General features: G+C 45.4%; 11 protein-coding genes. 4 read left to right on the top strand and 7 right to left on the bottom strand.

Annotated elements, in window-relative coordinates; genetic code table 11:
* Positions 1-28: 28 nt before the first annotated feature.
* Positions 29-931: a prenyltransferase gene (locus tag A5867_RS01155; RefSeq protein ID WP_005226546.1), complete on the bottom strand. Its 903-nt coding sequence runs from the start codon at positions 929-931 to the stop codon at positions 29-31.
* A 93-nt stretch (positions 932-1,024) separates the two neighbouring features.
* On the opposite strand from A5867_RS01155, the gene A5867_RS01150 reads away from it, so the two are divergent.
* Positions 1,025-2,005 (top strand): polyprenyl synthetase family protein, encoded by a 981-nt coding sequence (locus A5867_RS01150; RefSeq protein WP_087626700.1) that lies wholly within the window; start codon positions 1,025-1,027, stop codon positions 2,003-2,005.
* Between the two features lie 54 nt (positions 2,006-2,059).
* Here the strand turns inward: A5867_RS01150 and cydC are convergent, their stop codons facing one another.
* From cydC to A5867_RS01125, 5 genes are all read right to left on the bottom strand, one after another.
* Positions 2,060-3,820, bottom strand: a complete 1,761-nt coding sequence (gene cydC, locus A5867_RS01145; protein WP_087626699.1) for a thiol reductant ABC exporter subunit CydC — start codon at positions 3,818-3,820, stop codon at positions 2,060-2,062.
* Positions 3,813-5,534, bottom strand: a complete 1,722-nt coding sequence (gene cydD / locus A5867_RS01140) for a thiol reductant ABC exporter subunit CydD (RefSeq protein WP_087626698.1) — start codon at positions 5,532-5,534, stop codon at positions 3,813-3,815. Before cydD ends, cydC begins: the two co-directional genes overlap by 8 nt.
* Positions 5,531-6,550 (bottom strand): cytochrome d ubiquinol oxidase subunit II, encoded by a 1,020-nt coding sequence (gene cydB, locus A5867_RS01135; RefSeq protein ID WP_005226530.1) that lies wholly within the window; start codon positions 6,548-6,550, stop codon positions 5,531-5,533. The genes cydD and cydB overlap by 4 nt, the downstream gene beginning before the upstream one ends.
* Positions 6,547-7,977, bottom strand: a complete 1,431-nt coding sequence (locus A5867_RS01130) for a cytochrome ubiquinol oxidase subunit I (RefSeq protein WP_015508715.1) — start codon at positions 7,975-7,977, stop codon at positions 6,547-6,549. Before A5867_RS01130 ends, cydB begins: the two co-directional genes overlap by 4 nt.
* A 188-nt stretch (positions 7,978-8,165) precedes the next feature.
* Positions 8,166-9,125: a helix-turn-helix transcriptional regulator gene (locus A5867_RS01125; RefSeq protein ID WP_087626697.1), complete on the bottom strand. Its 960-nt coding sequence runs from the start codon at positions 9,123-9,125 to the stop codon at positions 8,166-8,168.
* A 95-nt stretch (positions 9,126-9,220) separates the two neighbouring features.
* Here A5867_RS01125 and A5867_RS01120 point away from each other — a divergent pair, with 95 nt between their 5' ends.
* From A5867_RS01120 to A5867_RS01110, 3 genes are read left to right on the top strand one after another with little or no spacing between them, the layout of a single operon-like run.
* On the top strand, positions 9,221-10,162 hold the full coding sequence (locus A5867_RS01120) for an ATP-binding cassette domain-containing protein (RefSeq protein ID WP_015508713.1): 942 nt from the start codon (positions 9,221-9,223) through the stop codon (positions 10,160-10,162).
* Complete coding sequence (locus tag A5867_RS01115) at positions 10,159-10,911, top strand: ABC transporter permease (RefSeq protein WP_087626696.1); 753 nt, start codon at positions 10,159-10,161, stop codon at positions 10,909-10,911. Before A5867_RS01120 ends, A5867_RS01115 begins: the two co-directional genes overlap by 4 nt.
* A 60-nt stretch (positions 10,912-10,971) precedes the next feature.
* Positions 10,972-11,328 (top strand): MmcQ/YjbR family DNA-binding protein, encoded by a 357-nt coding sequence (locus A5867_RS01110; RefSeq protein WP_005226519.1) that lies wholly within the window; start codon positions 10,972-10,974, stop codon positions 11,326-11,328.
* A 108-nt stretch (positions 11,329-11,436) separates the two neighbouring features.
* Here A5867_RS01110 and A5867_RS01105 read toward each other — a convergent pair whose 3' ends face one another.
* The gene (locus A5867_RS01105; RefSeq protein WP_087626695.1) at positions 11,437-12,879 is read right to left on the bottom strand and encodes a glycoside hydrolase family 1 protein; all 1,443 of its coding nucleotides are present in this window, start codon (positions 12,877-12,879) and stop codon (positions 11,437-11,439) included.
* Between the last annotated feature and the right edge of the window lie 169 nt (positions 12,880-13,048).

Below are 13,048 nucleotides of genomic sequence, written 5' to 3'. Positions count from 1 at the left end.
TCCTTACTTCCTTTCTTTGCTGTAAAAATTATAAAATCAAACCAATCGCAAAACTCAGCACTTGTACGCATGCTCCGACCGCAAGGATCCGAACGGCACAAATGAAGGTCTCTCTTTTGATTTGTTTTTGCATAAATCGTTTTGTCTGTTGCCAGACAAAGGGCGCCGCGAAAAAGGTCAGAACCAGTGACCAAGGCGCAATGTTGAGGGCAACTGAGGCAATGATCGCAACAAACGCCAAGACGTTCATTGTGATAAATAATTTCAACGCACGGGCTTTACCAAGGTAATGCACCAGCGTATAGCGCTCATTTTTTTCATCCTCTTCCAGATCACAAATGTTGTTTGCCAGCATCAAGTTGGCGATCCATAATGTGTTGGGTAATGAGATCAAGAAAATACTGCCAATCGTGGCAATGTTCCATTCAAAGGTTTGATAGGCATTAAGGTAGACACAGATCAATGAGATCATAAAGCCCATCGTAAAGCCAGAAAAGAACTCGCCTAAAGGCAAACTAGAAAGCGGCCGTGGACCAGAGGAATAAAAGATCCCGACTAGGTAACAATACAGTCCCATCCAAAAGAGCGGCCAACCAACTACCATTGCCAAGGCGATTCCCATGGCGGCGGAAACGATGATCATGGAGACCATCAACCAAAAAACCAATTTGACAGACAACTGTTCCCGACCAATGATATTGGTTTTTTCTTTGTAGTCATGCCCTTCTGTGGCATGATGGTAATCGTTGTAGTTATCTAAAATATCCACCGCCATATTGAAGATCAGCATGGCAATGAAATACAATAGGACATAGCCAAGATGAATCGTTTGATAATTGTACCAGCTGTAGCAGACACCAATGAAAAATGGCAAAATACTGGCGGTTTTTGCTTTAAATTCGACAAGTTCTAAAAATACAGGTAGCGTCACAACTTCACCTCCTTTAGTGAGTGCATTAAACTAGTCAATCACGCCCCTTTACGCTAGAATAAGGGCTGAATGACTGTTAGAAAGGGTTATACTATGTTTGACTTTTGGATCGATTATCCGACGATCGAACAACGATTGAAAACCGTATGTTCCATCATTGAAGAACACGTTACTGTTCGTAACAAAGAGATACAAGATGTTTTGATCGACTTTACTTATTCAGGTGGAAAAATGCTGCGGCCAGCGCTCTTTTTTTTGTTTGCTGACTTAGGCGATCCCCATTATAAAAAAACCGACCAATTAACAAAAATTGCTGCTTCTCTAGAAATTTTACACATGGCCACTTTGATCCACGACGACATCATTGACGATTCGCCGCTGCGGCGCAGTCAAGTCACTGTTCAAGCCAAATACGGCAAGGATATCGCGGTCTACACGGGTGATCTTTTGTTCACCCAATTTTTTGAGCTTTTGATCGAAAGTATGAATGGCTCCCCGTTTTTAAAAACCAACGCACAAGCCATGAAACGACTCCTTTTAGGTGAACTTGATCAAATGCACACTCGCTACAACATCCATGAATCGATTGACGACTATCTGCAAAGCATCAACGGCAAAACCGCTGAACTGTTTTGGCTCGCTTGTCTCGAAGGCGCTCATTTTGGCGGCCTCGACACAGAAAACCAAGAGCGGGCGGGTGAGATCGGTCGCAACATCGGGATCGCCTTTCAAGTATTCGACGATATTCTCGACTACACCTCTGATAGCGGCACCTTGAAAAAACCGATTCTAGAAGATTTGGCGCAAGGGGTCTATACCTTACCGCTGCTATTTGCCAAAGAACAGGCACCTGCAGCATTCGCTCCTTATTTGAATAAAAAAGCATCACTCTCCTTGGCAGAAGCCCAAGAAGTTGCGGATCTTGTCGTTCGTTACGGCGGTGTCGAAAAAGCGCGTGCTTTCGCGGTCACCTACACGCAAAAAGCCTTAGACGACATCGATCAGCTGCCCGAAGCACCTAGCAAAGCCAAAATTCGTTCATTAACTGAACTGCTCTTGCAGCGCAATTACTGAGCCATAGAGCAATGAGAAGAAAAGCGTCCATCACTGATTGATGGACGCTCTTTTTTATCGTCGTCCTTGGTCAATGGCCAATAAGTGTTGAAAATGTTTGTTTTCTGCTGCCAATTCGGCAGGTGTTCCGCTCATGGTCAACTGACCATCTTCAATAAAGAGCACACGGTCCATCATCGAAATTCCTTGCAAGTGGTGGGTGATCCAAATGATCGTTTTGTTCTCCAACACTTGGAAAAAGGTTTCGAGCACGCCTTGCTCCGTGATCGGGTCTAAGCCGACGGTTGGCTCATCCAATAAGATGATCGGGGTGTCTTTTAGCAAGATCCGCGCCAATGCCAAACGATGCCGTTCTCCACCAGAAAAACGCAAGCCGGCTTCATCCACCATCGTCGCCAAGCCGTTAGGCAAAGCTGCCACCATTTCTTTCAACCCGACTTGCTCCAGTACGCGCCAGACTTCTTCTTCCGAAGCCGACTCATTGCCTAGCCGAATATTATTCAAGACGGTCGTATGGAAAAGATAGGGACTTTGATTGATGACACCGATCAAGTCACTGATCGACTCACTCAATGCCGTCACAGGCACGTCGTTTAAGGTGATCGACCCCCCTTGCGTCGGTTGTAGATCGCCTCGCAACAAGGAGGCAAATGTACTTTTCCCAGAACCGCTGCGACCAAGGATCGCTAGTTTTTGATGCGCAGGAATCGTTAGATCCAGCCCATGAAGCACTTCTTTGCCTTCAGGATACTGAAAATGCAAGTCCTTGACTGTGATCGACACGAGGCCCGTCACTTCAGGTGCTGACGGTTGCTCCATGGAGACTTGGCGATTTTCTTCTGGCAATGCATTGAAGCGATCGATGGAGTCTTTGTAGCGATTGGTTTCTTGAGCAGCTGACGGTAATGGCGCAAATGCATCAACTAAAGGAAAGACACACAGGACAAAGGCAGCGATCCAGTTGGCTGCTCCTCCGTGGTTACCTGGAAAGCGAATGCTGGTCCAAAGCAGCAATGCGACAGCGATCACTCCAAAGATGCTTTGTAAAAGAAAATCCCGTCGGCGATCAAAGGACAGCATCTGTTCATCCACCGCCCGCAACTGTGTTTCCAGTTCCTTATGGGCAGCCACGTACTCGCTGCCTCTTTGAGAGAAGACCCAATCAGAAACCCCTAATACATTATCCGTCAGTGTCGTATACAAGTTGTTTTTCATGTGTTTTTGCTTTTCTTGCCGCGCGCCGTTGATGATCACCGACCAAAGCGGCAAGACAAAAACGATAATCCCTAATAGCAGCAGCATCACCAAAGCAAACCACCAAGAAAAATAGCCGAGTCCGATGATCAAGAACGCATACAAGATCCAAGCGATCACGGTAGGAAAGATCGTCCGCAAATACAGGTTTTGAATATGGTTGATATCTTCTGCCAATAAGCCCAAGATATCCCCCGTGCGATGTGCTTGCTTAAAGAAGATCGCATCTTTTTCTACTACGTTGTACAATTTCAAACGTAAATTAGAGGTCATGCGCAAGACCCAGCTATGACTGGTCAACCGTTCCAAATAGCGAAAGACTGGACGGCCGATCCCAAACGCTCGGGTCAGTACGATGGGGATGTAAACCAATAGAATGTTTTCTGGGATCGATGCCGAGCGGCTGATCAGGTACCCAGAATTAAACATCAGTGCCCCACCACAGAAAAAGGTCAAGAAGCCTAGGAATAAGGCCAGCGCCAAAACGTTTTTGTATTTTGACAAGAAAGGCTTGACCCACGTATCAGTTTTCAATGAGCGCAATAAGCCGATTTTATTCAAGCTGTTCCCTCCTCATTCCATTGACTAGTTCTGTAAAAGCACCTTGCTTTTGCTGCAGTTGTGCCAAGGTTCCTTGTTCCACGATTCTTCCTTGATCCATCACGATGATTTCATCCATTTCTTCCATCCAGTGCAAGCGATGGGTTGCAAAAAAGACTAAACGGTTTTCCATCAGCGGTAGCATCCGTTCTTTTAAGGCAACTTCGGTTTCAATATCCAAGTGAGCCGTTGGTTCATCAAACAAAAGAATCTTTCGTTGCTGGTCTAAAAAGGCACGGGCTAGAGCGATCCGTTGGGCTTGTCCGCCACTTAGATGCCGTTCCCCTTCTCCTAACATCGTGTCCAACCCTTGCGGCAGCTCCGCCATAAGCTCAGTCAAGCCTGCCACTTCAATGGCTTTAAGTACGGCTTCTTTGGTAGCTGTCGGCTGATAAAACGCGACATTTTCCTGCAAGGTCAACCGATAGATATAAGGATTTTGCGGAATATAGATCAGCTGTTCTTGCCAGCTTGCTTGGCGAAAGGCCGTGGTCTTCGCCCCTTCGAGAGTGATCTCGCCACTGTCTGGCACGAGAAAGCCACTCAAAGTATTGATCAAGGTAGACTTGCCAGAACCGCTCAAACCGATGATCCCAATCTTTTTGAAGCCAGTCACGTTCAAGTTGATATCCGTCAAAGCCGCTTTTTCCTCGTAGGAAAACGCCAGCTGATCGATCGTTAACTGGGCGTCTTCCTGCCAACGAGGCACCGTTACTGCCGGTACTTGGGCTTCGGGCTGATGCAAGATCTCCGTCACCGCAGTCATCGCATTTTTCCCGTCTAAGGTTGCATGGTAATCACTGGAGAAGTCGCGGATCGGCAAGAAGTATTCTGGTGCTAAAATCAAGATGGTTAACGCTGGAAACAGCAAGATTCCTTCATTGATCAGCCGCAAGCCTAGCAAGACTGCCACGACGGCAATCGATAAGGTCGTGAAAAAGTCTAAGGCGAAGGTCGATAAAATACCGACTTTTAATGAAGCCATCGTCGCTTTCCGAAACCGTTCGCTGGAAGCAAAGATACTCTTGCCATATTTTTTACTGACCCCAAACAATTTCAGCGTGTCGATCCCTCGCAGGGAGTCGATGAAATGATTGGACAGTAATTGAAACGTTCGGTATTGTTTTTCCGCTTTGCTTTGCGCGGCATAGCCCAAGATGATCATAAAAATGATGATCAAGGGGAACACCAACAGCAAGACCAAGCCCGACTCCCAATCCAGATAAAAAACGAGTGCCAAAATGACCCAAGGAATGATCGACATATTCATGATTTTGGCAAGAATCAATTTCAAGTAGTTTTCGACTTGGTTGATCCCTTCCAAGACCATCGTTGTTACATTCCCCGTCCCTTGCTGTTGTGCGATCTGAGGACCGACCCGAAACAATTTCTCCAACAATTGATCCCGCAGATCGGCGGCTTGCTGGTAACTGTAATCATCAAGTCTTTTGGAACGGAAATAGATAACGGCTTGTCGGGCGATAAACGAACAAAAGAACAGCAGAATCCAGCCCCACTGTTCCTCTAATGGTCGTCCTTCCCATAAGCCAGTGATGGCACGTGCCAATCCATACGCCTGCCCAATAATGAAGAGCGCCTGCAGGAACGAAAGTCCCGCAAGCAGCCCTAAAAGTTGTTTCATTCCTGGGAGCTTCATGATTTGTTTATCAATCATTTATACCCCTCCAACGCCTCCGTATGACTGATCCGTTTACGGAAGATATAGTAACTCCAAGCCGTATAGGCCAAGACGAAAGGCAAGATCGTCAGTGAAAGATAACTCATGATCTTCAATGTGTAGCGGCTTGAAGACGCATCAGCGATCAACAGGTCATAGCTTGAATCGATCGAACTAATCAAGACTCTTGGGAATAACCCTGTGAAGATCAATGCCACCAAAGCGATCAACGTCAAGCCGCTCGCAATGAAAGCCATCATTTCTTTACCTTTAAAGACGCCGATATTTGCAATCAGTGTCAGTACAACGATCACGAGCAACAAACCAAGCGTTGTCGCAAAATGATTTTCGAAGAAATCCGTTTGGAAGTAAAGCATCACAGCAAAGACGACTAAGCCTGCATATAAGATGCCATAAAAAATACTTGCATAGTTGCGTGCCCGTGCCCGAATCGGACCTTCCGTTTTCAAAGCGATATAGTTTAATCCGTGCAAGTAGCACAACAAAGTCAACGCGATCCCGCCAACGATTGAAAAGGGATTGACGTAATCCGTAAAGGTTGCCGTCATGTTGCCATCTTCACCCAAAGGCATTCCTTGGATCATGCTGACAAACATCAGACCGAAGAAAAACGGTACGATCGTACTGCCGATCGTCAACGTCCAGTTCCAAATGTTTTTGTGTTCTTTCGGGAAGTTTGCTCGAAACTCAAAGGAAACACCGCGAATGATCAACCCGACTAAGATCAATAACAAAATCAAATAAAAACCGCTGAATAAAGAAGCATACCAGTATGGAAACGAGGCGAACATCGCTCCGCCAGCGGTCAATAGCCACACTTCATTGCCATCCCAGACAGGCCCGATCGTTTTAACGATCTGGTCTTTTTCCTCTTCATTGTGGGCCAATGTCTGCACAGACATCCCCACACCAAAGTCAAACCCTTCTAAGAAGAAGAAGCCAGAAAATAAAAGCCCAATCAACGTGAACCATAGTAATTGCAGACCGGTCATCCTTCAAACGCCTCCTTATCAAATGGGTCTTCGTACCCTTCTTGGTTGTCTCCTTGGCTGATTTCGCCGAAGGCTTCTTTTTCAGGTCCATGATCCATTTCCCGTTTCACCAGATAGACCATCGTTCCGCCTAAGCCAGAGAACAAGAGGAAGTAAACGATGTTTGAGATCAAGAGTGAGGTCACGGAAACGTTTGGTGACACACTATCTTCGATCGTAAACAAGCCGTATACCGTCCATGGGTAACGTCCTAACTCCGTGATCAACCAACCAGCTGTATTGGCAATAAATGGGGTGAACAAAGTGATCGCCACTACCCAAAGCAGCCAGCGTTTTTCAAAGAGCCACGGTTTCTTCTTACGCGTAAAATACAACCCCAGACCAGAAACCAACAGCATCAAGGCACCAAAACCAGCCATGATCCGGAAGCTCCAAAAGAGTGTGTTGACCGGCGGGTAGTAATTACGATCGCCGTAGGTTTCAATCAATTGCTGATTGACCGTATCCATCCCGTCGATGGAGCCGAAGGGTTCATTGAAGGCTAAGATACTCAACATATAGGGAATCGAAACACCGAAGACTTGGTGATGTTCTGCTTCATTCGCCCAAGCAACGACGGTCCAAGCCGCAGGACTCCCAGTATCTTCATAGGCCCCTTCCATTGCGGCAAATTTCATTGGTTGTTCTTCAACCAAGTATTTCATTTGTTCATCCCCAGCTAGCAAGACGGTGAATGAACCGAACAATGCCACCGCAAAACCGATCCGCATCGATTTTTTGAAGAAATCACGTTCAATGTCTTTGTCTTTCTTCAACAGACGAAAGGCTGATAAACCAGCAACAATGATCCCGCCCATCGTGATGGCTGCGGTGATCACGTGTAAAAACTCATACCAAACCTGTGGATTTGCCAATAATGCACCGAAGTCAGTCATTTCTGCTCGGCCATTGTTCAAGGTATACCCCACTGGATGCTGCATAAAACTATTGGCAGCTAAGATCCAAAACGCCGATAGCATCGAACCTAGCGTCACCAACCAGAAAAAGGTGGCGTGCAGCTTGGGACTGACCCGATCCCATGTAAAGATCCACAGTCCTAAGAACGTCGATTCTAAGAAGAACGCCAACAAAGCTTCTAAAGCCAAGGGCGCACCAAAAATATCCCCGACAAAACGAGAATAGTCTGACCAGTTCATCCCAAATTGAAATTCTTGAATGATCCCTGTCACGACCCCGACAGCAAAACTCAATAGAAAAATATTCCCCCAAAACTTCGTCATCCGGCGATATTTTTCATCTTTTTTGATCACATAAAGTGTCTCCATAATTGCAACGACGACACCAGTTCCGATCGAAAACGGTACAAAGAAAAAGTGAAAAATCGTCGTCATCGCAAACTGGATTCGCGCTAGTGTCACAATATCCATCCTACATCCTCCTATTTCATAAAAAAGTACATTAAAATAATTCTAAATAAAGAAAAATTCCAACTTCGAATATACTCCTCTAATCAGTAAAAAAGAAGCAAATTGCTTGCATTTACTGATTTTTAATCACTTCCTCTCCGATTCTTAAACATAAGGCGCTTTCATCGGCGGGAAACAGCTTTTTCTAGCTACTCCCAGCCATAACGGGTTCCTTCAGAAAGCAATGGATCACTCAATAAAATTCCTGGAAACTCTTCTTTCAATACAAATGTGCTTAATGATTGATACATAGCAAACGTGTTCTTCATCCCAAATCTTTCCAGCTGATCTAACGTTTGCTGCATCAAGTCCGCCGCTTGTGCCTTGTTTTGTTTTAATAGACATGTCCAGCCTTCAAAAAATGGCATAAAGACCGCTTGTTCAATGTGTTCTTTTTCATAAACATGATCTCGCCATAAATGAAAGGTCTTTTCCGCATAGTCCGCCTCGTCGAAAACAGCAAAGACAGAAAATACCGTCTCAAACGTGTTGTACAAAATATCTTCATTGCCAGGAATTTTTGCAAAGCGCTGACTCTTTTTGATGGCGATCGTCAAGCAGCGCCAAAGCAAAGCTGGCTCCATCGAAATTGCTACGCGGGCAAACAGCCGCAGCTCATAAACACCCCATGTATCGGTATTCAGCAAGTAATGCTTGGCAGAGTCCAAACAGTAATTGTGTTTCAGGTAAGCCTCCTCGATGGGCACCCCTTTAAAAAGCTCCTCTTTCATCAAGTAGTCAAAACGGATCAGTTGTAAGAAGTGGTCCAGCTCCAAGGAGTAATGCTGTTGAAAGTACGTGGTCAGCTTTTGATATTTCTTTTTTAATTTAGGTACTTCATCAATGGATTCGATCCCCATCGAACGGACATAGTCAACCATTAGCTTTTGAGCCTCCGAATGATGCTCCCCCGTATGCAGCAGCTGAAATTCGGCAAAACTCACTTCTAGTTTATCTAGCAAACGATGAAATCGTTCGCAGGAAATCGTCGTTTTGCCATTTTCAAATTGCGATAACAAAGACATCGACAATTGTTCATCCACTAATTCCTTCAACAACAAGCCTTTGCTTTTGCGAAGCTCTTTCACTTTCGCACCATAATTGTTCATTTTTTCACCTTCTTTTTCAATATATTGAAATAAGCAGTTGCTTTTCCCAAAGAGCCTTTATAGTTGAATTATCTTATAGAAACGAGGGAAAAGCTATGGATACCCATATAAAAAAGAAAATGCTTCACGTGAAACATTTACAAAAAAGCTTCAAAGACAAAACCGTTTTGAAAGAGGTCACTTTTGACGTCACTCCTGGCGAAGTATTTGTCTTACTAGGATCAAACGGCGCTGGAAAAACCACTTTAGTCAAAATTTTGTCCACTATCCTACCTTTTGACCAAGGAACCGCGCTGATCGACGGGATCGACTTGACCAAAGATCCAGCAGCGATTCGCGAGAAAATCAGTCTGACGGGGCAATTTTCCGCCGTCGATCAAGAACTGACCGGGCGAGAAAACTTGCTGATGATTGCTGCCTTGCGCCATGTCAAAAACAAACAGTTTATCGTCCAACATTTGTTAGAGCGTTTTGATTTGGTGGATGCCAGCAACCGACTAGTCAAAAATTATTCTGGTGGCATGCGACGACGCTTAGACATCGCCATGAGTTTTATCGGCGAACCTGACCTGCTCTTCTTGGATGAACCAACGACCGGGTTAGACCCGCAAAACCGCTTAGCCACATGGCACATGATCAAAGAGATCGCCGCTCAAGGACGAACGATTTTCCTGACGACTCAATACCTCGAAGAAGCTGAATTTTTAGCAGATCAAGTCGCCATCTTGCATGAAGGGAAAATCATCTTGCAAGGAACACCAACGGAAGTCAAAGCACTGCATCCTTCACAAACGATGGAAATCAGCGTATTGACGAAAGAACACTTGCAGACCGTGCGACAGCATCTGTCTGACTTTCCGCTGCAAGTCAATGAGTCCAGTCTCTCTCTGGCATTTCCCGTCAGTCAAGACTTCCAGCATTCCTTCACGCTGTTGCAGGAACTCAATCAACTACCGATCACTATAACCAGTTTTAATCAAAAGAATGCTTCGTTAGAAGATATTTTTCTAACACTTGTCCAAGGAGGAAACCAATGAAAGCAATTATAGAAACCAACACCTTATTCAAACGCAATCTCTTGCTATCGATTCGCAGTATGGAGACTTTGCTAAGTGGAATTTTGACCCCAGCGATTTTAATGATCCTCTTCGTCTATGTTTTTGGGGGAGCCATGAACGTCGGCGATACCTCTTATGTCGATTTTGTCGTTCCTGGTGTTCTCGTCCAATGTATCGCCCAAAGCGCCTCCTCCGTTGGGGTAACGGTGACGGAAGATTTGAATTCCGGCATGGTGGAACGGCTGATGACCTTGAACATCTCTAACTCAGCCTTTTTAAACGGCCATGTCTTCGCCGCGACTCTTCGGAGCTTGATCAGCACCTTGGTCGTGTTGATCGTTGCCATGGTCATCGGTTTTCGCCCTCAAGCCACAGTTGCTGGCTGGGGACTCGCTTTCCTATTGATCTTTTGCTTCACCTTCGCCTTTACTTGGGTCTCCGTTCTGGTTGGTCTCATCGCCAAAAGCCCCGAGACAGCGACCTTGTTTACTGTCTTGATCACCCTTTTGCCCTACTTAAGCTCTGGTTTCGTCCCTACGGAAACCATGCCGCGCCCATTAGCCGTTTTTGCTGAATACCAACCAATGTCGCCGATCATCCATTCTTTGCGCGGGCTTTTGTTAAACTTGAAAGATACCACCTTGATCAGTGCCTTTAGCTGGTGTGGCGGTATCGTAGTGGTGAGCTGGTTCTTGGCACGGATGCTTTATCAGAAACGGTTACGCTAGGTAAAAGGAATCAATGGTATAATATAAGTAGTTTTCTATTATAAAAAGGCAGGGATACCCATGGATCTTAAAAACCGGCTGATCGCCTTCGCTCAGACCTTTAATGATGTTCAGGTCGACCATCCATTTGCAAAGTTTCCCGAGTACCAAGTCTTGCGGCACCGCAAAAGCGGCAAATGGTTTGGCTTGCTGATGACTGTAGAAAAGCAAAAATTAGGCCTAGAAGAAACGGGAATGATCGAGATTTTAGATGTCAAAGCAGCGTCCGAAATGGTTTCGATCATCAATCAAAGCCGCGGCTATTTACCCGCTTATCACATGAATAAAAACCATTGGCTCACCGCATTACTAGATGGCTCTGTATCAGAAAAACAACTCCAATCTTTGTTACGAGACAGCTATGAGCGTACCCGTTAAACCCAAATATCACCAAAAAACCGATCAACGATGCGCCTATATAGGAGCACCGTTGATCGGTTTTCTTTTATAACGGATCCTGTGTCATCCGTGAGTCTAACGAAACACTTAGGCCAACTCTTCTCCGTTTGTTGCAATGACTTGTTTGTACCAATCGAAGGATTTTTTCTTGGAACGATCCATCGTGCCGTTGCCTTCGTCATCAAAGTCAACATAAATAAAGCCATAGCGTTTGCTCATTTCGCCTGTTGAAGCACTGACAAGGTCGATACAGCCCCATGGCGTGTAACCGATCAAGTCTACGCCATCAGCGATCGCTTCCCCCATTGCTTCAATGTGGCGGCGCAAGTAATCGATACGATAGTCATCTTCGATCTTACCTTCTTCGTTAAAGGTATCAATGGCTCCTAAGCCGTTTTCCACGATAAACAACGGTTTTTGATAACGATCATACAATTCATTCAACGCGATGCGCAGCCCTTCTGGGTCGATTTGCCAGCCCCATTCACTTGCTTCTAAGAATGGATTGCGGACGCCGCCTAACAAGTTTCCTTGCACTTCATCGGCTTCTTCTGTGGTGATATCCACGGCAGAAGACATGTAGTAGCTGAAGCCAACATAGTCAACAGTATGTTCAGCAATCAAGGCTAAGTCTTCTTCGGTAATCTCAAGATCCTCTTTATTGACGCCGTGTTCTTTGTACAAACGATCCGTAAAGGATGGGTATTTTCCACGTACCTGCACGTCGGCACAGTAGTAGTTGAAGGCTTGATTATGGATCATCGTCGCCACTTGGTTGACTGGGTTCGCATCAATGCTGTAAGTCGTTGCATAAATGATCATACAACCGATCTGTAACTCTGGGTTTAATTCATGGCCGATTTTGACTGCTTTACTGCTGGCAACAAATTGGTTGTGCCACGCTTGGATCACGTTTGTAAAGTCGCTGGCACCTGTGCTGTTGACCATTCCTTGACTCAATGCGGAGAAATGGAAAGCAGAGTTGATCTCATTGAAGGTCATCCAGTATTTGACTTTGCTGTGGAACCGTTCCAAGACAACTTTTGCAAAACGTTCATAGAAATCGATCAATGCTCGATTTTTCCAGCCACCGTATTCTTTGGCTAAATGCAAAGGCATTTCATAGTGAGAGATCGTAACCACTGGCTCGATCCCGTATTTCAAACATTCATCGATCAGCGCATCGTAAAATGCTAGCCCAGCTTCGTTTGGTGTCGTTTCATCGCCATTTGGAAAGATACGTGTCCATGCGATAGAAAAACGATAGCTCTTGAAGCCCATTTCTGCAAACAACGCAATGTCTTCTTTGAAACGGTCATAATGGTCGATCCCGCGATGATTTGGGTAGGTGTATTTGTCCTCATCGATCGTCCAATCAAACGTATCACTACCTAAAATCGCTAAACGCTGTTTGCCGCCAGGCATTGCATCCGCCACTGACAAGCCTTTGCCATCGCGATCGAACGCCCCTTCTAATTGATTCGCTGCGGTCGCGCCGCCCCATAAGAAATTTTCTGGAAATTTTGCCATTTGCTCGTTCTCCTTTTGTTTTCTTTTGATAAACCTACCTAGCTGGTTACTGAAAAATCCCCGATAAAAAACAAAAAACCTAAATAAGAGCCGCTGCTAAAACGAGAAGAGCGCTTTCTTATTTAGGTCTTGCCTGATCGAGTCAGTAACAATCCACGTGGGTTTTCTT

The sequence above is a fragment of the Enterococcus sp. 6D12_DIV0197 genome, from assembly GCF_002174385.1.
In the GTDB taxonomy this organism is placed as follows: Bacteria; Bacillota; Bacilli; order Lactobacillales; family Enterococcaceae; genus Enterococcus_D; species Enterococcus_D casseliflavus.
The sequence above is the reverse complement of the archived record's forward strand: the minus strand, read 5'-3'. Positions and strand labels throughout refer to the sequence as shown.